This is a genomic window from Flexilinea flocculi, from assembly GCF_001192795.1.
Classification (GTDB): Bacteria; Chloroflexota; Anaerolineae; order Anaerolineales; family Anaerolineaceae; genus Flexilinea; species Flexilinea flocculi.
In genome coordinates, this window is record NZ_DF968180.1 from 570639 (window position 1) to 594708 (window position 24070).

The 24070-nt window shown below is 43.2% G+C and carries 19 protein-coding genes; 16 read left to right on the top strand and 3 right to left on the bottom strand.

All coding sequences use genetic code 11. The features are described 5' to 3' along the window. Positions 1-174: 174 nt before the first annotated feature. Both ATC1_RS04615 and ATC1_RS04620 read right to left on the bottom strand, forming a co-directional pair. The gene (locus ATC1_RS04615; protein ID WP_062278810.1) at positions 175-1713 is read right to left on the bottom strand and encodes a xylulokinase; all 1539 of its coding nucleotides are present in this window, start codon (positions 1711-1713) and stop codon (positions 175-177) included. 170 nt (positions 1714-1883) lie between these two features. Further along, entirely contained in the window at positions 1884-2642 is a 759-nt protein-coding gene (locus tag ATC1_RS04620; protein ID WP_062278811.1) for a GntR family transcriptional regulator, read from the bottom strand. Between the two features lie 351 nt (positions 2643-2993). On the opposite strand from ATC1_RS04620, the gene ATC1_RS04625 reads away from it, so the two are divergent. The 11 genes from ATC1_RS04625 (at position 2994) to ATC1_RS04675 (ending at position 16350) form a co-directional block, all read left to right on the top strand. Further along, positions 2994-3986 carry an ABC transporter permease gene (locus tag ATC1_RS04625; RefSeq protein WP_062278812.1) on the top strand — a complete coding sequence of 331 codons (993 nt, stop codon included), beginning with the start codon at positions 2994-2996 and terminating at the stop codon, positions 3984-3986. A 9-nt stretch (positions 3987-3995) separates the two neighbouring features. Further along, positions 3996-5507, top strand: a complete 1512-nt coding sequence (locus ATC1_RS04630) for a sugar ABC transporter ATP-binding protein (protein WP_062278814.1) — start codon at positions 3996-3998, stop codon at positions 5505-5507. 2 nt (positions 5508-5509) lie between these two features. Then, the gene (locus ATC1_RS04635) at positions 5510-6520 is read left to right on the top strand and encodes an ABC transporter permease (RefSeq protein ID WP_062278816.1); all 1011 of its coding nucleotides are present in this window, start codon (positions 5510-5512) and stop codon (positions 6518-6520) included. A gap of 107 nt (positions 6521-6627) precedes the next feature. Next, on the top strand, positions 6628-7629 hold the full coding sequence (locus ATC1_RS04640; protein ID WP_062278818.1) for a sugar ABC transporter substrate-binding protein: 1002 nt from the start codon (positions 6628-6630) through the stop codon (positions 7627-7629). Between the two features lie 349 nt (positions 7630-7978). Next, positions 7979-9790, top strand: a complete 1812-nt coding sequence (locus ATC1_RS04645) for an L-fucose isomerase (protein WP_062278820.1) — start codon at positions 7979-7981, stop codon at positions 9788-9790. Positions 9791-9984: 194 nt separating this feature from the next. Further along, complete coding sequence (locus ATC1_RS04650; protein WP_062278821.1) at positions 9985-11427, top strand: L-fucose/L-arabinose isomerase family protein; 1443 nt, start codon at positions 9985-9987, stop codon at positions 11425-11427. Beyond that, positions 11424-12305: a D-psicose 3-epimerase gene (locus ATC1_RS04655; RefSeq protein WP_062278823.1), complete on the top strand. Its 882-nt coding sequence runs from the start codon at positions 11424-11426 to the stop codon at positions 12303-12305. Before ATC1_RS04650 ends, ATC1_RS04655 begins: the two co-directional genes overlap by 4 nt. A 220-nt stretch (positions 12306-12525) precedes the next feature. Continuing rightward, complete coding sequence (locus tag ATC1_RS04660) at positions 12526-13473, top strand: phosphotriesterase family protein (protein ID WP_172667715.1); 948 nt, start codon at positions 12526-12528, stop codon at positions 13471-13473. A gap of 411 nt (positions 13474-13884) precedes the next feature. Further along, positions 13885-14823 (top strand): shikimate dehydrogenase family protein, encoded by a 939-nt coding sequence (locus ATC1_RS04665; protein ID WP_062278827.1) that lies wholly within the window; start codon positions 13885-13887, stop codon positions 14821-14823. A gap of 2 nt (positions 14824-14825) precedes the next feature. Further along, a complete protein-coding gene (locus ATC1_RS04670; RefSeq protein WP_062278829.1) occupies positions 14826-15755 on the top strand; it encodes a phosphoglycerate dehydrogenase in 930 nt (309 codons plus the stop codon). Between the two features lie 28 nt (positions 15756-15783). Next, the gene (locus ATC1_RS04675; protein ID WP_062278831.1) at positions 15784-16350 is read left to right on the top strand and encodes a glucose-6-phosphate isomerase; all 567 of its coding nucleotides are present in this window, start codon (positions 15784-15786) and stop codon (positions 16348-16350) included. 80 nt (positions 16351-16430) lie between these two features. Here ATC1_RS04675 and ATC1_RS04680 read toward each other — a convergent pair whose 3' ends face one another. Further along, positions 16431-17126, bottom strand: a complete 696-nt coding sequence (locus tag ATC1_RS04680; RefSeq protein ID WP_062278833.1) for an ATP-binding protein — start codon at positions 17124-17126, stop codon at positions 16431-16433. A 521-nt stretch (positions 17127-17647) separates the two neighbouring features. Between ATC1_RS04680 and ATC1_RS04685 the strand changes: the two genes are divergently transcribed. From ATC1_RS04685 to ATC1_RS04710, 5 genes are all read left to right on the top strand, one after another. Then, positions 17648-18529, top strand: a complete 882-nt coding sequence (locus tag ATC1_RS04685) for an SGNH/GDSL hydrolase family protein (RefSeq protein ID WP_062278835.1) — start codon at positions 17648-17650, stop codon at positions 18527-18529. Positions 18530-18798: 269 nt separating this feature from the next. Then, a complete protein-coding gene (locus ATC1_RS04690) occupies positions 18799-19932 on the top strand; it encodes a hypothetical protein (RefSeq protein WP_062278837.1) in 1134 nt (377 codons plus the stop codon). Between the two features lie 478 nt (positions 19933-20410). Next, complete coding sequence (locus ATC1_RS04700; protein WP_062278841.1) at positions 20411-21625, top strand: hypothetical protein; 1215 nt, start codon at positions 20411-20413, stop codon at positions 21623-21625. Positions 21626-21868: 243 nt separating this feature from the next. Next, positions 21869-23032 (top strand): 6-phosphofructokinase, encoded by a 1164-nt coding sequence (locus ATC1_RS04705; protein WP_062278843.1) that lies wholly within the window; start codon positions 21869-21871, stop codon positions 23030-23032. Between the two features lie 16 nt (positions 23033-23048). Then, on the top strand, positions 23049-23996 hold the full coding sequence (locus tag ATC1_RS04710) for a class II fructose-bisphosphate aldolase (RefSeq protein ID WP_062278844.1): 948 nt from the start codon (positions 23049-23051) through the stop codon (positions 23994-23996). The last annotated feature ends 74 nt before the right edge of the window (positions 23997-24070 follow it).

Here is a 24070-nt window from a genome sequence, read left to right on the forward strand (position 1 = left end):
TATTTTTCCCAACCCTATAAAAAAGAAACCATAATTCGAAATTTGAGAAGAATCAATTGTTATTGTGTTGTTTTTACGCAAAGCACAAAAACAACACAATAACAATTTTTCTCACTTTTTTTATAGGTACTCGATAATTTCGAATTATAGAAAATTAAAGGTTCATAAAGAATTTTATATATTCTGATTGAAGTAAGAATTCAGCATATTCTCCATATGGATATATTTTTGAATTATCGGGTGGTAAATTTTGATGTTTTGTTCGATCGGTTGAAACGGATTGCCAGATAATGAAGAAGTTTGGATCGCAAATTCGGCCAGATTTTCAATCACTCCAGCGGCTTTTCCGGCAACCATGGCTATTCCCCAGGAGCCAAATTCTTTCCCCTGCAGACGTTGATAGGGAACAGCCAGCACATCAGCTTTAATCTGATTCCAGAGATCACCTTTTGCTCCACCGCCGACCACTCTCGCTTCGGAGAAAGTTAAGTTCGGGAGCAGAGCTCGCAAAATCTCCAGATAATATGCATATTCATAAGCGACACTTTCCAATATCGCACGGAAGAAATGAGCCTGCGTATGCGACCAGGAGGCGCCAATCCAGGCGCCGCGCATCGCTGCACTCGATGGACAGATTCTGCCGCCGAGATGGGGAGAGAATAACAGCCCTTCGCAGCCTGGAGTAACATTTTTTGTAGCAGCCAGCATTTCCGCATATAACGATTCGTCATCCGGCAGCGATTTCCCGCGATTTGTATTGTAGAACTGTTCTTTAAACCAGCTCAAAGCAATCCCGCCTCCGCCAATGTATGCCAGTGGATTCCATAAACCGGGAATAATCGACCGCATACTGAGTAATGCTCGGTTTTTTACGTCGGGTGCATACTGGTCAGTGCATCCAGCCAGCACAGAAGCTGTACCTGCGACATCCAGCAGCATTCCGGGACGAACGATTCCCGCGCCTAAAGCATTTGCAGCAGTATCGCCAGCACCGGCTGCAATGATTGTTCCGGGTGCCAATCCAAATTTTTTCGCTGATTCATCCGTCACTTCTCCGATTACATCCCAGGGATTGACGATCCTCGGCAGTTTGGAACGATCGATTCCGAAACGGGAACATAATTCTTCTGACCAACACATTTTTTCATTGTCGGCAAAGCCTGAAAAGTGAATATAGGTGTAATCAATAAATGCGTCTTCCGCTTTCAGACCAGCCATCCGTCCGGCAACATAAACGCCAGGAATGACGTATTTTGCTGTGTTTTGGTAAATTTGCGGCTGCTCGTTTTTCCACCACAAGATTTTCGATCCATGGTCACAGGTGGGAGGACAACCAGTGATCCGTGTTACCAACTCTCCTGCATCCCGATCCATCAAATCAATATAGGGTTTACATCGCATATCCAGCCATGAATCAAATCTGGCAGCGGGTTGAAAATGTTCGTCAATCATGCCGATTCCAGCCATTTGTGAATCAAAGGCAATGGCAGCGATTTCCCTGGGATCAATTCCGCTATCCTGAATGATCTTTTGGATTGTTTGGGCAGCAGTATCATAGAAATCCTGATCATTTTGTTCAACAATTCCAGGCTGCGGGTAGTAGATTGGTACGGAAACGCTAAATTCAGCGATTTTTTTACCGTTAATAGTAAACAGCGCGGATTTCGTACTGCTTGTTCCAAGATCGACGCCAATTAAATATTTTTTCTGCATGGCAGACTCCAAATGACCAGCTTTCAGCCGGGACTGCTTGCTGATCAAAAAACTTTTCTAAAAAAACGAGAAAAATAATTTGATATTGTTTTTACGCGGAGCGTAAAAACAATATCAAATTATTTCAATTTTTCTAAAATCCGAATCGTCGACAAAATGCGGATACAAAATCATGTTTGTTCATGCGATCGGACTAATTCCACCGTGAACCTGGAGCAATCTCCGCGATGAAGCGCATGATAATATTCGACGCATCGTCCATTCGAATCAAAACTGACACTATCTAAAAGAAGCAGTGGCGAACCGCGTTCGACTCCGAGAAGCAGTGCTTCCGTTTCTGTCGCAGCGACAGCTTCCACATAACGCCGGCCGCTGGTGATATAAATCCCGCATTCTTTCTCCAGAAATTCATAAAGGGAGCGATTTTCAAGATTGGCATCGGCCAGTTTGGGACATAAATCGTACGGGATATATGTGGTCACAAAATGGTTCAGTTTTGAGTCGACAAAACGAAGTCGCTGGATATCGATGACCTTTGTTCCTTCCGGAATCCCGAGATATTCAGCTACTTTCGAATTGGCTTTGGTTACCGCATGGTGTAATACCTTCGTAATGGTATTGACTCCTTTGGCTGCCATTTCCTGATGAAACCCGGTCAGATTTTGCATCAGACCTTCCTCAACTTTTGGCTCAGAGACAAAAGTCCCTTTTCCTTTTTTTCGGGAAATCAAACCAGAGCGTTCCAGTTCTCCTAAAGCCTGCCTGACAACAGTCCGACTGACATTGTAAAGCGAACATAATTCCTGTTCGCCCGGTATTTGTTCCCCGGGTTTCCATTTCTGATCTGTAATCTGATCGTTCAACAATTTTACGAGCTGAATGTAATATGGTATGTTGCTGTCAAAATTAATGGTAGCTTCTGGTTCCATAATCCTTCTGGTGATCTTTCTTGAACATATAATCCTGTAATTACAAATTTTATGTCAACTGTATTGTACTGTCAATGCCATTTTTTTTGCGAAAGGATCCAGTAAGACCGGAATTACCTGCAAAAAAGAATAACATTTCTTTCAAAATTTCAACAATAATATCATAGTCATGGAATTTATGTGACTTTTATCTTCCTCGGAAGCGATTGAATAATCGAAAATCCATGTTAGAATGAGCTGAAATATAATTACATGATAACAAGTTAGACAACCGAAATCCATGATTTATTCTTATGATCCAATTTTTGTTGGATCATAAGAAGATTTTAATATGAAGCGAGGACTGTGGAAATGAGTATATTAAATTCCGGAGTAACACAGCAGCTATCAAAAAAAGATTCTAAAGAAGCAGCGGATATTTACTGGACGCGATATCTTCCTTATATTGTTCTGGTGGTTGTTTTTGCTGCAGTCAGTATCTTTGTTCCCTACTTTTTAACGATTTCGAATCTTCTCTCGGTATTGCTTCAGACTGCATCGTTGGCAATTCTGGCAATCGGACAGGCGGCTGTATTAATTCTGGGTGGTATTGATCTTTCCATGCCGGGCGTCATGGCTTTAGGATCAATTTTTGGCGCAATGTATATGAGGGCTGGCGGCAATCCTGTTCTCGGGGCAGTAATCATGCTGCTCGTTCCGGCTGCATTAGGTTTGATCAACGGTATTTCTGTCAGCTATTTCGGCATGATCCCCTTTGTGGTAACGTTGGCGATGCAAGCCATCACCATCGGTGCAGCAACAATGATTACCAATCAGATCAGCATTCCAGTGCCTGAAAATTTTTGTAATGCTATGCTCACGAAAATCGGCGGGATTCCACTGCCGATCATAATCGTGCTGATTCTGACGCTCTTCCTGCAGTTTGCTGTCACAAAAACCTATTATGGCCGTTGGCTGTATTCAACCGGAACAAATATGCGAACGTCCCGTGTATCGGGAGTCCCTACCAAAAAGGTCGTCCTTGCAGCGTATTCGTTTGCTGGATTGATGGGAGGATTGGCAGCAATTATTATGACATCCCGATTATATGCTGCAAGTCCGCAGATGGGGAAAGACGCTGTCGCCATGGATATTATTGCATCCGCTGCAGTCGGCGGTGTCAGCACGATGGGCGGTGTTGGGACGGCTGTCAACGCGGTAATCGGTGCGATCATTATCACACTGATCAGCAATGTAATGAACATGGCAAATGTATCGTACTATCTGACATTGGTGATCAAAGGCATCATCATCATCACCTTTGTGGCGATTGATGCCAACAGCCGCAAGAAATCTACAAAGTAGGAGGATGCAATGACAATTCCTTATTTGAAAATGGATGGTATTGCAAAGTCTTTTCCGGGAGTTCAGGCATTAAAAAATGTCACATTTGAAGCGTCACAGGGTGAAATCTTAGCACTGGTTGGTGCCAATGGCGCAGGAAAATCTACTCTGATGAATGTATTGGGCGGAAATATCGAGCCTAACAGCGGAAAAATCTATATTAATGGGAAAGAAGTTCGCATCAGTTCTCCGTCGGATGCAGCAGCCAATGGAATTGCTTTTGTCCATCAGGAAATGGCTATGTTGCCGACGATGAGCATTGCGGATACGATGTATATTTCATCATTCCCTTATAAACATGGTTTGATTGATTACAAAACGATTTATCAGCGTTGTCGGGTTGTCTTAAAACGTCTTGGCTGCAATTTCGATCCCAGAGAAAGGATCCGGAATATCAGCCCGGGTGATCAGCAAATGGTGGAAATTGGGCGGGCTTTGCTGCATGATCCGCAGATCATCATTTTTGATGAGCCGACTTCTTCGCTGACATCCAGAGAAAAAGAGCATTTGTTTGAAGTAATCCGTACCTTAAAACAGGAAGGATCTGTCATCATCTATATTTCGCATTTTCTGGATGAGGTTTTCAGTTTATGTGATCGGGTGATGGTTCTACGCAATGGAGAGACTGCCGGAGGCGGTTTAGTTTCTGAGTATACCAACCGTGATATTGTAAAGATGATGATCGGCGAGAAGGAAATTGATACCTATTATGAACGATCGGAGCATAGAGCTGGTGAAGAGATCATGCGCGTCAAAGGGATCTATCGATCGGGTGTCATCAATGATATTTCGTTCTCATTAAGGAAGGGCGAAGTCGTCGGATTGTGGGGACAATTGGGTTCGGGCAGAACTGAAGTAGCCCGGGCTCTGGTAGGACTCGATCCGATTGATGGCGGAACTATTTCGATCAAGATGGGTGATCAAATGATGCCGGTCAAACAATCCGAGACCAAGAAATACATCGGGATGATTACAGAAAACAGACGGGAAGAAGGATTGCTGCTTCCCATGTCCGTTTGCAATAATATGTCACTTGCCAACCTTACAAATCTGACCAAAAAGAAACCATTTTCCTCCGTGATTGATTCGAAACTGGAAAACAGTGAAACCGATAAATATGTAAAAAGGATGGATATAAAGATTTCCAGTCAAGCGCAGCGGGTTGAGACTTTGTCCGGTGGAAATCAGCAAAAGGTGATTATCGGCAGGTGGCTGCAGAAAAATCCGCCGATATATATTATGGATGAACCCACAAGAGGTCTGGATGTAGGTGCTAAAGCGGATATCCGCAGGATTATCTCGGATCTGGCAGAACAGGGAGCCGGCATACTGGTGATTTCTTCGGAAATTGAAGAAATTATGAGTGTAAGCGACCGGTACCTGGTTATGAAACGCGGAAGCATTGTTGCCGAATTTGGCAGCAACGCGTCAAAAGAAGATTTGGTAGCGACTGCAACGGGTGCTGCTTCAAAAAAGGAATGATCATGATGACAAAAAAACAACATAATTTTTCTCTGCGTGATTTTCTCTTCACTTATGGCTTTCTGCTTGTGTTATTGCTTGTGATCGTCTATTTTTCCGTGACAGCACCCAGCTTTTTTTCAATGAATGCGGCAATGTCGATTCTTCATACTGCAGCCCCGTTACTGATCATTGCTTCAGGACTGGCTTTTGTGATTATGACAAAACGGATTGATATTTCTGTCGGATCCATCGCCTATCTCAGCGCAGCCATCGGCGCATTGATGATTTCCAGAATGGGACTTCCGATTCCGTTAGCGGTGGTCAGTATGTTGGTGTTATCCTGTCTGATGGGCGTTTTGAACGGATTTTTCGTCGTCATCCTGAATGTCAATCCGATGATCGCCACTTTTGGAACACAGCTCGCATTTCGTGGAATCGGATTGCTGTTGACGAATTCCATGGTCGTCAGCCTTCCCCGTTCCATTCGTTTTCTGGGGAATAAAAAAGTCGGACCGATCTATATTGATATTCTTTTCAGCCTGTTTATCCTCCTCATTATGATGTTAATTCATTCAAGAACACAATTTGGACGACAGGTTGTTGCCATCGGCAATGATATCTCAATTGCGGAGAAATTAGGAATTAAGGAAAAGAGAATCAGTTTTTTTGCTTACGTTGTCTGCGGTTTGATGGCAGGTATTGGAGCAATCATCATGTCGCTCCAGGTGGGTTCCGTGACTCCGACCAGCGGAACGAGCTATGAATTTACAGCAATTGCGATGCTGGTAATCGGCGGAGTCAGCTTATATGGCGGTGAAGGGACCATTTTGCCGGGAGTTCTGATCGGCGGAATTACGCTGGCTGTCATTGAAACCGGGCTTAATTACATCGGCGCATCGGTTTATGTTTACTCGTTCGTCAGAGGCGGTGTCATTTTTGTTTCGATGTTTGCTGATTCTCTGAAAACGCAAGTGAAGCCGAAGGTGAAGATTATGGAAGATGAACCAACAACGGTCTCGAACGCGCAATAAATTTCTGTGCAATCCTGATCGGTTGAAGGATGGCTGCATATTCGAAATAAAGGGAAAAAGGTGATGCAGTTCGGCATTACTTAAAAATAATAAAAAGGAGATTGTCAATGAAAAAGAAGATTCTTGTAACACTGTTGTTAGTAGTTGTTCTCAGCATGCTTGCTGCTTTCGCTCCTGCGGGAGAGGAAAAGACTGTGAAAGTGTGTGTGTCATGGAATGAAAAAGTTCACTCCCTGATTCAGGCATGGCAAGATTACATGGAAATGTATGCGAAGGAATTAGAGCCGACAACCGGCATCAAGTACGAATGGATTGTGAATGTGGCCAACGGTGATGCAAACCTGCAGAATAACAACATCCAGGACTGCATCAACCAGAAAGTTGATTATATTGTGGCTCGTGCTCAGGATTCAGGTACAATCGGCGCATCGATTAAAGCTGCTGAAGAAGCTGGAATTCCTTTCATTACATTCGATCGTGCTTCCACCAGCGGTGATCCTACCGCTCATGTCGGGGAAGATGGTTATCTCCAGGCACGTTCCACCGCAGAAGCATTTGCGAAACTGCTGAAAGATAATGGCATTGAAGGGAAATGTATCGAACTTCAGGGTGATTTACTCGATAATACCGCTGTTCTTCGCCATAAGGCATGGGCAGAAGTTGAAAAAGAACTTGGTGCATGGACTACCGTAGCTGAAGTTCCGACTGAATGGAAACCGGAAAAATTCTATCAGGGAGCGCTCAATGCGTTGCAGGCGAATCCGGATGCCAACTGTATGTATGTCGCTTCTGACTTTGCTTTCTCCTCTGTCGAAAACGCATTATCCGCAGTGGATAAAGATGCCCCTACCGGCGATCCGAAACATATCTGGATAGCGGCAGACGACATCAACCCGATGGGTTATGAAGCTATGGTCAATGGCATCATTGATGTCGGTACAACCTGGGAAGCTTACTCCGTTTCTGTTCTCCTGGTCGACACACTGAATAAGATGGTCAATGGCGAACCTTATGAGAAAGTTAACCTGATTTCCGGACGTCTTGCAACACCGGAAAATGTTCAGACGCTTGAATACTTATATTCAACCGATCCGAAGTACGCAGACTAATCCTATCTGTTTTACCATCATGCTGCCATTGCCGCTTTTCAGCGGCAATGGCAGCTCTCAAGAAGTATGATTTCTTTTTGAATGGGAGGTATTTTGTGAATATCTTTTTCACACATCAAAAAGATATTTACAAACTTCTCTATTCAACAACACCGGACAGCGATTTGATATATGAGAAGAGTTATTGGTTGTAGTGTTGTTTTTACGCGGAGCGCAAAAACAACACTACAACAGGTTTTCTCTTTTTTCTCATACCGTCTTATCAAATTTGGAATTGCTGAATACCGGATTACTTTACGCAAGCGGGAAAAAGTATCCTTAATTGGATAAAAGAACTGGAGAGAGTCTAATGGCAAATGATGCGAAGAAAAATCCTTTTGGATCCTGGCGCTGGGTAGGACAATTTCCCAAGGTGGGAATTCGTCCAATCATCGACGGACGTGTTAACGGGATTCGAGAAAAACTCGAAGATCAGACGATGGGCATGGCAAAGATTGCAGCAGCATTTATTTCGGCGAATTTAAGATACCCGGATGGGTCTCCGGTTGCGTGTGTGATCGCTGATCGAACAATTGGCGGTGTGGTGGAAGCAGTTCACACGGATGAAAAGTTTGCACGGGAAGGTGTGGGCGTCTCACTGACTGTCACGCCAAGCTGGTGTTTCAGCGCGGAGACTATCGATATGAATCCGGAATTGCCTAAGGCGATCTGGGGTTTCAATGCGACAGAACGGCCGGGGGCAGTTTATCTTGCTTCTGCATTGGCATCTTACAATCAAAAAGGGCTTCCGACATTCTCTATTTATGGGAGGGATGTCCAGGAAAAAGATGATACAACTATTACTCCGGATGTACAGGAAAAGATCCTGCGTTTTGTGAAAGCCGGACTGGCAGTTGCTATGATGAAGAATAAATCTTACCTGTCATTAGGCGGCACGTCCATGGGAATCGCGGGGTCCATGGTGAATTCCGATTTCTTTGAAGATTATTTAGGAATGCGCGTTGAGTTTATCGATATGGTCGAATTGGTGCGCAGATTTGATCTGGAACTTTACGATCATAAAGAATATGAGAAAGCAATTGACTGGGTCAGAAAGCACTGTAAGGAAGGATCAGGAAAATCCGAAGAAGACCGCAGCAAGACAAGGGAACAGCTGGATAAGGATTGGGAAATGTCTGTCAAAATGTTCCTTTGCGCACGAGATCTGATGATCGGCAATCCGAATTTTGAAAAACGTTTCTCCGAAGAAGCTTTGGGCCACAATGCGATTCTGGGCGGATTCCAGGGACAGCGGCAATGGACGGATTACTTCCCCAACGGCGATTTTATGGAATCCATGCTGAATTCCTCTTTTGACTGGAACGGTATTCGTGCTCCATTTCCGTTTGCGACGGAAAACGACAGCCTGAATGCGGTTTGTATGCTGTTCGGATACTTGCTGACAAACTTGCCGCAGATCTTTGCCGATGTAAGAACGTATTGGAGTCCTGAAGCTGTTGAACGCATAACCGGCCATCAGTTAAAAGGTATTGCTGAAAATGGTTTTATCCATTTGATCAATTCTGGCGCTTGTTCTCTTGATGCCAGTGGTCAAATGGAAAAAGATGGAAAACCGGTTATGAAGCCGTATTGGGAAATTACCGAAAGTGAGATGGAAAAATGTCTAAACGCCACGACCTGGTTCCCGGCTCAATTGGATGCGTTTCGCGGCGGCGGTTTTTCGTCGGGATATCTTGGCAAAGGTGGTATGCCGATGACAATGACGCGTTTGAACATCATCAAAGGAATTGGTCCGGTTTTGCAGATTGCCGAAGGATGGACTGCTGATCTGCCGGAGGATGTTGCAAAAAAGATTATTGAGCGGACGGATCCTACCTGGCCGACACATTGGTTTGTACCTCGTTTGACCGGTGAATTCCCATTCAATGATGTCTATGAAGTGATGAACAATTGGGGCGCAAACCATGGCGCGATGAGTTTCGGGCATATCGGTGCAGACCTGATTACATTGGCTGCCATGCTGCGTATACCGGTCGGTATGCATAATCTGACTGGAAAAGAAATTTACCGACCTTCGGTTTGGGGTGCGTTTGGAACGAAAGATCTGGAAAGCGCTGATTTTCGGGCTTGTTTGAATTACGGCCCGTTATATAAAAAATAAGGATTCAGATTTATCTGTCAAGATGCGGTGATTTGAAATATGAAATGGATTAATTATGTTGAGCTGGTCTTGTGTTCGATACAAAACCAGCTCAACAACAACCATCCTCTTTTCGGCTAAAAACTTTTTCCAAATTTCGGATTACCGTTATACACCATTAAAACGATAAAATTTATCATACGCGGAGAAACGATATGGCGATCAGAAAAATAAAAGTTGGAATTCTGACATTCTCGGATGGCAGGAAATACATTCATGATACACTGGTGGCGTTGAATCAGAACTATCAGCGGAAACTGGCGCAGGCTCTTGAATCAACCGGCGAAGTTGAAGTGGTTCAGGGGGAAGAAATTATCTGGAATGCGGAAACGGCGCGCAGCGAAGGACGCCGAATGCTGGAAAACCGCGTTGACATGACCATTTTGAATTATGCGATTTGGGCTTTTCCTAATCTTGCGGCGATAGCGACCAATTTCGCTCCCGGACCCTATCTCCTGTTCTGCAATATTCATCCGAAAGAGCCGGGCATGGTGGGCATGCTGGCTTGTGCCGGCACGATGGACCAATTGGGACTTACCTATACCCGCATCTGGGGGGATATTCATGATCCGAAAATTCTGAAACGGGTAATGCAGTATGTGCGGGCAGCAGGCGCAGTCAATCACATCAAAGGTGAAACGTATGGATTATTTGGCGGGCGTCCGCTTGGCATGTATACGGCTGTCGCAAACCAGGATCAATGGCGGCAGATCTTTGGCGTTGATGTGCAGCATATTGAACAATATGATATTGTTCGTGTCAGTGAGACCATTGCGGAAGACAGAGTTAATGCAGGTTTGAAATGGCTGGAATCGAAGGTAAAGCAAATTCGGTATGATGGAAAGGTGCTGACACCGGATAAGCTGAAAAAACAAATTCGATCCTATCATGCCATCCGGGAAATTATGCAGGTTAAAGACCTGGATTTCGTCGGGTTTAAAGCGCATGGCGATCTGACGGATTATTTTGCGACCATGGATATCGCAGAGGCATTCTTAAATGATCCGTATGACTGGGAAGGAGCGCATGAACCGATTGTGGCTGCGACCGAAGCGGATATGGATGGCGCACTGACGATGGAATTCTTAAAACACGTTTCATACGGACAACCGGCGATCTTTTGCGATATTCGGCATTATGATACAGAAGATCATGTGTGGTATTTCGCAAACTCCGGAACGCATGCGACATTTTTTGCCAATCGGTCACTGGATCCATCGGAAAATTTGAAGAAAGTCACATTTTATCCAGAAATTCCGGATTATCCTGCCGGCGGCGCTTCCGTGCAGTATTTTGCAGGTCCCGGTCCGATGACAATGGCAAGATTCGCCCGAAAGAACGGAAAATATTGGCTGGCAATAGTCCCTTGCGAGTTCCAGGAATTCTCGCAAGAAAAAATGGAAGCAAAAGCACACACAACAGATATTGAATGGCCGCACGCTTTTGCACGGTTGCACACATCTGCGGATGATTTTCTGGAATCCTATCCCTGTAATCACATACATGGGATCTGTGGCAATTATGTGAATGAAATGATCAATGTTGCAAAAATATTAGGAATTGAGTATAAAGTGTTTTCGAAGGACGAGGAATCATGAAAAATAAAGTCGGAATCTATTATGCGTATTGGACCCATGAGTGGGATGTTGATTTCAATCCTTTTGTTGACAAAGTCGCTGATCTGGGCTTCGATATTCTGGAAGTTAATGGCGGCACCGTCGGTCAGATGTCCAAAGACGAACGCAAGAAACTGGCAGATCACGCCAAAGCGCGCGGAATTGAGCTGACTTACTGCATTGGTATTCCAAAAGCATATGATGTTGCTTCGGAAGATGCAGAAACCCGAAAGCGTGGTGTGAAATATCTGCTGGGACAAATCCAAGGTATCGGGGAAATGGGAGGCGGTGATCTTTCCGGAATTCTCTACGGCACATGGCCAGCCACCATGCCGGAGAGCAGTTTGACCCGGCAGGATTTTCTGGAATTAAGTTTAAACAGTGTTCGCCAGGTTACGCGAGCAGCGGAAGAAAATAACGTCGTATTATGCATGGAAATTGTCAATCGATTTGAACAATTTCTATTAAATACAGCTGCCGAAGGTGTGGCATATTGTCAGGCGATCAACCATCCCAATGTGAAATTGCTGTTGGATACGTTCCACATGAATATTGAGGAGGATTCCATCGCTGCTGCTGTTGAAACCGCCGGCGATTTTCTGGGCCATGTGCATCTCGGAGAGAATCACCGCATGCCTCCCGGCTGCGGAAAAGGACATATTCCGTGGGATGAATTGGCATTATCCCTGAAAAAGATTAATTTTAAGGGATCGCTGGTAATGGAACCCTTCCTGGTGCCAGGTGGCCAGGTTGGAAAAGACATCAAGATCTGGCGGGATCAGTGTGTTGGATATGATTTGGACACTGAAGCGCGAAAAGCCTGTGCTTTTATGAAGAAGACGCTCGAAGCTGTCGGATAATCTGTCGAATGAATCAATCAAGGGTGTTATTTTCGTAAAACGAAATGAAAATAACACCCTTGTTCTATTGTTGCCAGCGATTCGAATTCTGAACAGCAATTCGAAATATGGATTGACTTTTTGAATCAATCAAGTAAGGATTTTTTTCCTGTTTCAAATTACTGGAATCTGAGGAGAATGTTTATTTTTTGTAATACTGTCGATGGGCGAGTTGGATTGTATGATCAATAATAAAATTCAAACTGTTTGCGGAGAAATTTATCCTGAACAACTGGGTCACTGTCAGATGCATGAACATATCTTTGTTCGATACACTCCTGCGGCTGATGCAAATTCCGCTTTATGCTTTGATGACGAAGCGAAATCCATCAAAGAATTACAGGATTATTACCGTTCTGGCGGAACAACCATGATTGATGCACAGCCGTGGAGCGCTGGAAGAGATATCCAGGCTTTAGCCCGTTTGAGCCGTGTGTCCGGAGTGCAGATTGTTGCTTCCACCGGTTATCATTTACTGGCCTTTTATTCGCCGGATCATTGGATTCATTTTGCAGATCAGCATCAATTGACAGATTTGTTTATTCGGGAGCTGACGTCCGGAGCCGAATGTCAGGATTTCCGGATGATTGATCCGGATTTAAAGGCTGGGATCGTCAAGGCGGCAATTCCGGCGGAAGGTCCGGCAGGCAGATATGAAATTTTACTGCGGTCAGCAGCTCAGGCTGCAGCTTTCACCGGTGTACCGTTGTTGATGCACACAGAAAAAGGGAAAAACGCAATTCCGGCAATTCGAATCTGCGTCGAGGAAGGACTGCAAACAGGACATATCGTCATTTGCCATGCTGACAGGCAGGCGGAAGATTTTTCAGTGCATGAAGAAATTGCCGCAACGGGTGTTTTTCTGGATTATGACACAATTCATCGTCTGGCATATCACGATGATCAGCAGGAATGCCGATTAATTTCTCATATGATTGAGGCAGGTTATTGCAGCAAAATATTACTTTCTTTGGACACGACAGCGAAACGACTGCGCAGTTATGGTGGTGAAATCGGATTGGATTATCTTCTGACAACATTTCTCGATCAGCTGCTGTCTTTTGGCATTTCTGAAGAAAACTTGCATAGAATGATGCGAGAAAATCCGGTGCGTGTGTTTTCTTTGTAAATGCTTCAGACGCTTTGAGCCTTGATTTTTATTCCGAGTGAACATTCTGGAACAATAGAAGTAATAACATAATAACAAATAAATCCATGATTCGATGAATAATCGAAATTATTTTTGGAGTATAAAATTTCAAATATGACTGGAAAAACGTGAAAAACTTGGATTAAGGACTGAATAATATTGAAAAATACGGGCGTTGCAGCTTCCACGTTGCCAAAGCGTTATTGACGGTAAGATAAATATGGTTATAATAAAATGTAATAACAGGATTACAAATAGGAAAGCTAAAAATCGAGACAGAGCCTGATCCACTTTTCTTGAAGAAACTGATTCATCGTAAAAATCATGGATTGAATTTACACGAAAGATCATATCACCAGGTTCTGTTTGCAGAAAAAGGACAAAATAACGATGATTTCATTACCCGAACCGGCAAAAACTCCAACGATGTATTTTGTGGGCGTGACTACACAGCAATCTTCGATCATGAAGATATTCCCGAAATGGGCAGCAGTATTAGGAATTCAAGCGGAATTAAAAGGGATTGATATTCCCATTCATGCTCCGGCAGAAGATTACCGGTCTTGTGTCGAATTTATTAAGAATGATCCCTTATCATTAGGTGCGCTGGTTACGACACATAAGATCGACATGTATCAGGCCGCAAAAGATATTTTTGATGAATGTGATGCGTTAGCGCTTTCTTTCGGCGAATTATCCTCCATTTCAAAACAGGATGGAAAACTCTGGGCGAAAGCGAAAGACCCGATTTCAAGCGGATCTGCTTTAAGTGAATTTATTCCGGAAGGATACTGGGAAAAGACCGGCGCGTCGGCTTGTGTGCTTGGTTCCGGCGGCAGTGCCTTGTCCATTGCCTGGAATTTGGCAAAAGCGGCGCATGGTAAAGATGTGCCGCAGCGAATTTTTCTGACGAATCGATCAGCCCCACGCCTTGAAAAGGCTGTGCGGATTTTATCCGATGTCAACGTTCCTGTTCATTTCTGCCTGTGCCCGGATCCAAAGTTGAATGATGCCGTTGTGGAGTCACTGCCGGAAGGATCCGTTATTGTTAATGCTACCGGTCTGGGAAAAGACCGTCCTGGTTCTCCATTAACAGATCAGTGTAAATTTCCCCGTTTCAGCCGCATCTGGGAAATCAATTATCGCGGTTCACTGGAATTTCTCCATCAGGCAGAGCGGCAGAAAAACGAGAGAAATTTATTTATTGAAGATGGCTGGCCATATTTCATTTATGGCTGGACGCAGGTTGTGAGCGATGTTTTTCATTTGGATATTGTAGGCGACCTTTTCAAGGCTTGCGATAAAATTGCCCGTGACATGAGGAAATAGCAATGAAAGTGTTAATTACTCCCCGTTCTTATGGAAAAACAGATCCGGTTGTATTTGATATGCTGAAAGACGCAGGATTCGAGATTATTTGCAATAATACTGGCGGAATTCTAAAAAAAGAACAGATGATGGAAATGCTCAGGGATTGTGAAGGAATCATTGTCGGAGTAGATCCACTGGATGCGGATGTGATTGCCAGTGCGCCGAAACTGCTGGCGATTTCCAAATATGGCGTCGGCGTCGACAATATCGATCTTGCCGCTGCAGAAAAACGCGGAATTAAAGTCTCTCGAACTATCGGCGCCAATTCTGATGCCGTTGCTGATTATGCGTTTACGCTGATGCTGGGGTTGGCGCGAAAGGTTCTTCCGATTGATGCTGCCTGCAGGAGAGGAGACTGGAAAAAAATTACAACGCTCGATCTGAATCATAAAACCATCGGCATCTTTGGTCTCGGCGCAATCGGAAAACTGGTCGCCAAAAGAGCGCAAGGCTTTGATATGCGGATTCTTGCATATGATGTTTTCTGGGATGAGCGATATGCCGCTGAACATCAGATCGAGAAATCTGATCCGGATCGGATATTTCAAGAAGCGGATTTTATCAGCTTACATTTACCACTGACACCGGAAACGGAAAACTTCATCGGGCAGCGGGAGCTATCTCTTATGAAACCCACAGCAATTCTGGTCAATACAGCCCGTGGAGGATTAATCCAGGATGATGCATTGCTGAACGCATTAAAAGAAAACCGTATTTACGGCGCTGGAATTGATGCTTTCAGTGAAGAACCACCTGCAGATCCATCCTGGTTTGCACTGGATAATGTGATCATCGGATCGCATTGTGCAGCTTCGACGTCAGGTGCTATCCAAAATATGGGTAGAGCTGCAACAGAAAATTTGATCCGCGATTTATCCCAAAATCATTAACCCTTGTTCATCTGAAAAGAGGACCATTATGAAACCATATACAATCGATTTTGATCTGCTGACCGGTATCTGTAAAAGCGGGAAAGTCCAGCCGGTACAACGCAGAGTATCCCAAATGAAAATGCAGTTTGCAGATCCGGAAGCTGCTCAAAAAGCTATCGACAGCGGTGACCCTGTGTTATATGAATTCAGCACGTTGCTGAATGATGAAAAAAAGGGCACACTGGCTTTCGGTTCCACGATCATTTATCCCGGGAAAATCGGTGATGAGTATTACATGACAAAAGGTCATTTTCATACCATTCTGGATTCGGCTGAGGTCTATTATTGTCTGAGCGGCAAAGGATTCATGATGATGGAAACACCGGAGGGCGATGTCGATTTACAGGAAGTTCATCCCGGTGAGGCACTCTATGTCCCTGGCCGGTGGGCTCATCGCAGTATCAATCATGGCACGGAACCGTTTGTGATGTTATTCGTTTATCCGGGGGACAGCGGTCACGATTATGGGACGATTGAAACCAAGGGATATCGCAAACTTGTCGTTGAACGCGACGGGAAGCCGGTGATGATCGATAATCCGAAATGGAAATAATCTCAAAGTTTTCTCTTTCCTGCAAAAAGGTTTAATTGAAGCAGGGCGCCCCAAAAAGCATAAGGCGCCCTGCTTCTGAATTAATCTTCAAGAATCCTTCCATCTGTGGAGATGACAATCACTTGCCAGGGTATCAATTTGCCGCTTCGCTGCAATGCGGTTTTCACAGCATTTTCCATTCCTCCGCAGCAAGGAACTTCCATCCGTATAACCTTGACGCTTTTTATTTCATTATTTCTAAGAATTTCTGTTAATTTTTCGCTGTAATCGCCTTCATCCAGTTTGGGACAGCCGATCAATGCGACATGGTTGCGGATAAATTTCTGATGGAAATTTCCATATGCATACGCCGTGCAATCTGCTGCAATGAGCAAGTTGGCATGATGAAAAAACGGTGCTTTAATCGGAACCAACTTGATTTGAACGGGCCAATGGGTTAATTGGCTTTCCATGGGAACTGTCTCTGTAACAGGAGTAACTTTTTTTTCTATGGTTCTTGCCATAGTGCCCGGACAGCTATGCGGTATTGATTTTTTTGAAGCAATTTTTGCAGCTTCGACTGCTGCTTCGTCATAAGCTGCCGCTTCTCTTTCTTCAAAACTGATTGCGTTCATGGGACATGCCGGAAGGCAGTTTCCCAGTCCGTCGCAGTAATCATCCCGAATTAATCGTGCTTTCCCGTTTTCAATGGCAATGGCCTGTTCGTGGCAGGCTGCTGCACATAAGCCGCAGCCGTTGCATTTTTCTTCATCGATTTTTATTATTTTTCGTTTCATTGTCAACCTTTCATTCTTGTCCACACAGATTCGGAATTTTTCCCGATTGATTCGAATGGCAAGTCAATATTTAGCATTACTGTCTGCTTACAAAATCATCCAGTACTTTTCAAAAATTAGTTTACCCGGAAAAGCCAGTTTCCAATGTTGTAATAACAACAAATCTTCTTAATTGATTCAAAAGATCGATCAAATTGCAGTTGCTGAATCATAACGCTTCATGAATCTAGTTGATTATATGTTTTACGCTTGCGTAAAGAAGCATGATCAACTACAAAAAATCTTTCCATATTTCAAACCGCTCATTGTTGATATGCAACGCAGACCTGACAGTTTTTTGTATAATTATGGATAGTATCAGCAATTCTAAATATAGGGAGTATTTTCTGTTGTTGCGATGTTTTTATGCTTCCAGTAAAAACACCTCAATTGCCAGTTCTTCCTGATTGGTTCGATTAACAATCTTATATTTCAAATTACTGGGATAACATGTTTTCCTTGCATTCAAATGGAGCTGCAGGATGATGCAAAAAAAACTGATACTCGTATTTTTTATTCTTCTATTCATTGTTACGAATCGATCTGATGTATATGAAACACGAGTGGTTCATGCTGATTCGGATGTTTCTCTCCTTGATAGTTCTGACTCGTTTGATATTGTAAATGCGAGTGATCAGAACTATAGTAAATCACCGAAGTATTGGTCTGAATGGCCGATTCTTCCTTCCAACATCAGTGAGCAGATGAAAGAACTTTATTGGCGAGGGATTCAACAAGGAAACGATCCACACGCCTTCAGCGTTGTCGGCGACTGTCAGTCAAATCCGCAGATTTTTATGGGCAAATTCGATTCAGAGGTTGATCCACTCGATGAAAAATTTCGGAATCTGATGGATACAATAGAGAATTTTCACGGATCTTTCAATCGAATGAGTGTTACGGTACGCGATGGGCAGAGTGTTGCTTCCGTATTATCACCGGAATGGGCTGATCCTGAACGCTGTGATGCGGATGAATCGCCCATCGTGTGTGAATTTCGGCTGCACAAACCATCCATTGTGTTTATCAATCTGGGGACGAATTGGAACAGTGGAAACGAATCTGCCCATGCAGATTATCTTCGCGAAATTATTCGTTTTGTTCTTGACCATGGAGCTGTACCGATTTTATCCAGCAAAGGTGATAATCAGGAAGGAGGGCATCGAATCAATCGGGCGACTGCGGAAGTCGCGGAAGAATTTGGAGTCCCATTTTGGAACTTTTGGCGTACTCTGCATGACTTGCCTGGCAAGGGAATTGATGACACAAGACCAGGGGGCTACCTGACTGCAGAAGGGTGGAACCGACATTCCTATTCCGGATTACAGGCTTTAGATGCAGTATGGAAGGCATTGTCTAAGTAATTCAATTGTTTCTCTTGTTTTGAAATACTGATTGTTTCAATTGTTGATTGACCAGCAATTCGAAATTTGATTGTCTTTTGAGAAAAAAGAGAAAACTTGTTGTTCTTATGGTTTTTATACTTCGCGCAAAACCATAAGAACAACAATGAATTCGTTTCATATTTCGAATTATTACTGACTGATGGTCGTTATTTTAAGGTAGAATAACCTATACGATTCAAACACGTTCTTATCTTGATTATTTTTATTAATAAAGGCAGGCAAAAACTATGGTTGAAATTCGACTTGTTAATACGGATGACAAAAAACAGGTTAAACAATTTGTTCAGTTTCATTATGATCTGTATAAAGGGGATCCAAACTGGGTACCACCGTTTCGCGGTGATGTAGAAGTGATGTTGAACAAGAAAAAACACCCATTCTATGATCATTCTGAAGCGGATTTTTTTACAGCCTGGAAAAATGGGAAAATGGCAGGACGGATTGCAGCCTTAATGAATAACAGTTATAACAATTATCATCAATTGAAGACTGCCAACTTATTTTTATTCGATTCCATCAATGATCAGGAAGTGGCTAATGCCCTTTTTGATGCAGCAATCGAATGGGCCAGGAAACGCGGCTTGAATGAAATCATCGGTCCAAAAGGATTCTCGCTTTTTGACGGCTATGGTGTATTGACAGACGGATTCGATGAACGGCAGATGATGAACATGTCCGCATACAATTACCCATATTATAAAAACTTGTATGAAGCCTATGGATTCCGAAAGTGCAATGAATTTGTGTCAATGTCTTTTAAGGCATCTGAATTTGTTTTACCCGAAAAAGTTCAGAAAGTTGCCGAAATCGTTCAAAAGCGCGGAACGTTAAAAGTTATCGCCTACAAATCACGCAAAGAGTTTGTTAAAAATGCACAGACTATCGCGAATCTTTATGCAAAGTCATTTGAAAATAACTGGGAATATTTCCCGATGTCGTTCAAGGAAATCCAATTCTTGATTGACAATGTTCTCAAGATGGTTGATCCTAAAATGGTCAAATTTATCACCAATGAAAAGCAGGAAATTGTCGGTTTCTTAATTACGTTTCCGGACTTATCTGCTGCGATGCAGCGCCATAACGGATATTTGACCCCCGCATTAATCCTTGATTTATTATTGGAAATCCGCCGAACGAAGAAAGTAACCTTAAACGGATTCGGAATTTTAGAAGAATACCGGAGACGCGGCGGGGATGCATTGCTCTATTCGTCGATGAGCAAACTACTGGAGGCATTTCCTCAATTTGTCGATGCGGAAGCCACACAGATGGCTGAAAGCGCAAAGGAAGTCCAACTCGAGATGATTGCGCTTGGATTGAAGCCTAAAAAGCATCATCGTATTTATAAAAAGGAATTTTAAATCGACTGGTTGATTTTTAATAAAATTGGAATATTTACAGAACCGGCTCCTGTCTTAATTGATAAACAGCAGCAATTTGAAATATGAGATGGACCTATTGTTATTTTTATAATATGTACCGCGTAAGAAAAAAATAACAAGTTTTCTCATTCAATTCGGAAAAGTCTTCGAAATTTCAAATTTCTGGATATACAGTCCTGTTCTGTTTTATTTATTATTTTAAACATGTTGTGACAGTTTGTTTTCAGTCAACATAAAAATGTTTTTTTCGATCAGCGAGTTCGTAAAAACCAATTGTGCTTTCGAAACTGAAACAGCAATTCGAAATAAGGATTGATTTATCGAATCCATCAAGAATACCAATAATCCCATATTCCATTTCGAATTGCTGGACCTGAATGGAATAGTAAACGATATCGGAAAACAGGTTGTGGTGTTTTCCAACATAAGAGATTCTGAGAGAAAGAATCACAGAAATATGAATACAAAACCGCTGCGACGGAATTATGGAATTTCGGCTTCTGTGATAACGATTCTGGTTATCCTGGCCATCCTGTTCATTGCATTGAACAGTTTTTTCGTTTTTAAGACCAATTATGGCGCGAGCTTCTACAGTTATTGGCTTTCGGGAAGAATCCTTTTTGCACAAGGCGGAAATCCCTATGGGTCTGATTTATTTCTGCAAGTAAAGGAACAATTTCCTGCAGATCCCAATATCAGCGGATTTACTTTGCCTTTGTATTCTGTTTTATATTTTCTCGTGTTTACCTTCATCGATCATTTTGAAATTGCTTTAGTCATCTGGATGACGATTCTGGAAGCGTCCCTCATCGGGATCGCAATGAAATTAAAATGGGCGCTTCAAATCAGCGGGCGGACATTATCTGTATATTCACTGAGCATGTTATTGCTCTTAAGTTATTTTTCTTTAATGGCAGTAATCGATGGCGATATCGGGATTATTGCAGTATTACTGCTGCTGGTTGCATTGGATGCTATTCGGGATCATGATGACGAATTTGCAGGTATCATGCTTGCATTTGCCACGATTAAGTATAGTTTAACGTTTCTTCCGATTCTCTGGATTTGTATCTGGTGTCTGTCCAATCATCGCAGCACGGTTGTCATTTGGTTGACACTCGTGGTCGGCCTGCTGGTCTTGGTTTCAGCATTATTTATGGTGAATTGGATTACAGAGTTTTTGCGATCCATTGTCTATTACTATAAGTATCTTAATCCGATTTATTTCAGCAAGCTTATTGAAAACTGGCAGCCGGAATTGGGCGGCAGAATCGGTTGGGCGATTTCTGGATTTTTTATACTGATCATGATCATTGAATGGATTGTCAATGCAAAAGGCAGCGTGCGGGCTTTTGAATGGGTTCTGGCATTAACCATGACCGTTGGTTTTCTGAGCGGTATTCCAAGTTTTGGAAAGAATTTATATGCGTTATGGATTCCGTTGAGCTATGCTGCAGACAAAATTGTTCTTCGCTGGGAGAAAAACGGGAAATGGATCAGCAGCATGTTTCTTCTGCTGTTTTTGTTTTTCCCTTGGATAATAAAAATTCTTGTTTATCCCAACTGGAATAATCCCGTGGATAATCTTGGTATCCTTTTCCCGGTTATCACGATTATTCTGCTCTATTGGAACCGGTGGTGGAATATCGATACATTTATCGAAAATTTGTGACAATTCAGCTATTCAATATTTCTTCTTTTTGTAAAATATTTTTCCGAATTTCGTAATACTTACTGCCATTGGCTCTTGAGAAAAAATGGGAAGCAGCACTTATTAAGTAATATTTTCTGGAAAAATATGCCGATCGAAAAAAGAAAAAAGACACGCCTATAGTATAATTATTGGTTAATCGGAAATTTTCAAATTTCCGGACTCTACTGATTCAATGGTTTTACTGCCTTTTAAGGAGTTTTTATGTCTAAAGTACTTGGTATTTTAACTGGCGGGGGCGACGTTCCAGGTCTGAATCCCGCAATGAAAGCCGTCGTAATGTCTGCCTTGGATTATGGTTACAGGATTTTTGGGATACGAAGAGGCTGGGGCGGATTATTAAACTATGATTTGAATGATCCAGAATCCCATCGAAATATATTTGAGTTGGGACGCGATGATGTTCGAAAGATTGATCGCACTGGCGGAACCTTTCTGCATACGTCCAGAACCAATCCTCAAAAAGTTAAGATGAATGTCATCCCGGAATTTCTGAAGAACTCACCGCTGGGAATCAAGGTGGATGAAGATACCATGGATTATACCCCGCATGTCCTGCAGGTTTTGGATCACGTCGGTATTGATACCTTGATCACGATCGGTGGCGACGATACGCTCAGCTATTCGGTTCGTCTGCATAATGAAGGAATTCCGGTGGTTGCAATTCCGAAAACTATGGATAACGATGTTTTTGGAACAGATTACTGTATTGGTTTTTCAACTTCCATTACCAGAGCTGTTGAAGTCATCACCAACATGCGAACTTCTTTAGGTTCTCATGAGCGAATCGGTATTATTGAATTATTCGGACGTAATTCTGGCGAAACCAGTCTGATTTCCGCTTATCTTTCCAGCGCAGATCGTGCAGTAATTCCAGAAGTGCCTTTCAATATTGACAAACTGACAGAATACCTGGTTGCTGATAAAAAAGCAAATCCTTCCAACTACTCTTTGGTAACCGTTTCAGAAGGCGCCATTATGGAAGGCGGCGATATCATTGAAACCGGTGAAATGGATGCTTACGGGCATCGGAAACTGGGTGGTGTCGGAATGATCGTTGCCGAAGCCGTCAAACGCCGCTCCAACAGCAATATTATGTATCAGCAGGTTGGTTACATGATGCGCTCCGGTGCTCCTGATTCTCTGGATCGTATGGTTGCAAGTTCTTTCGGTAATTTGGCATTCCAATTGGTTGCCAGAAATGATACAGGCCGTATGGTTGCACTGCATGGCGGCAAATACACAACTGTTCCCGTCAGTATGGTTCTTGCCGGAAAGAAACGTGTGGATGTTCCTGCTTTCTATGATATTGAAGCTTACAGACCGAAGATTAAAGATTTCCTCGGTGTACCGATGTTTTTGAATTAATTCGCAGGAGAATAAGATGATTGTTACAACTAAAAAATTGTTTGAACATGCCTACGGCAAATATGCAATTGGTGCATACAACATCAATAATGCTGAACAGATTATCGGTCTGTTTAAAGGAAATATTAAAAGTCAATCACCTTTTATTATTCAGATTTCAAAAGGTGCTCGTTCTTACACCAGCAAAATTATGCTGGAGGGGTTGATTCGCAGTGCTGATCAGATGTTCCCGGAAGCCATTTTTGCTGTTCACCTGGATCATGGTGATGAGCAGACATGCTATGATTGCATTGAAAGCGGTTTTTACAGCTCCGTCATGATCGATGCTTCCTCTCTAAGCTTTGACGAGAATGTCGCAACAACAAAACGTGTCGTCGACGCGGCTCACGCCAAAGGAATTGTTGTTGAAGCAGAACTGGGGCAACTTGGCGGTGTGGAAGAGCATGTCTCTGTCAGTGATGCTGATGCGAAACTGACCGATCCGGATTCCGTCAAAGAATTCGTCTCCAGAACCAATGTCGATTCTCTTGCTGTTGCGATTGGAACCAGCCATGGCGCTTTCAAATTTACAGGCAGTCAGTCGCTTCATTTTGATGTGCTTGCAGAAATTCAGAACCGCGTTCCCGGATTCCCGCTGGTGATGCATGGTTCCAGCTCTGTGCCGCAGGACGAAGTAGCGCGCATTAATGCTGCCGGCGGCAATCTGCAGGGAGCCAAAGGTGTTGATGATAACCAGTTCAAACGCGCTGCACAACTCGGCGTTACAAAAATCAATATCGATACCGACGGTCGTTTAGTTTGGACGCGCGTACATCGCGAGTATTTCCTCGAACACCCGGAAAATTTTGATCTTCGCCCGATCGGTAAGGTCTTTATGGAAGAATATGCCAACTTTATTGCAGCCAAGAATGAAAAACTCGGATCAGCCGGTCAGCTTGACGATGTCCGCAAATTTCTTGCATAAGAAGCTCTGAAGACATTTACATGATTCGAATCCTTGGATAGAACGTAGAATTTTTCCGAAAACTATCCTTCAAA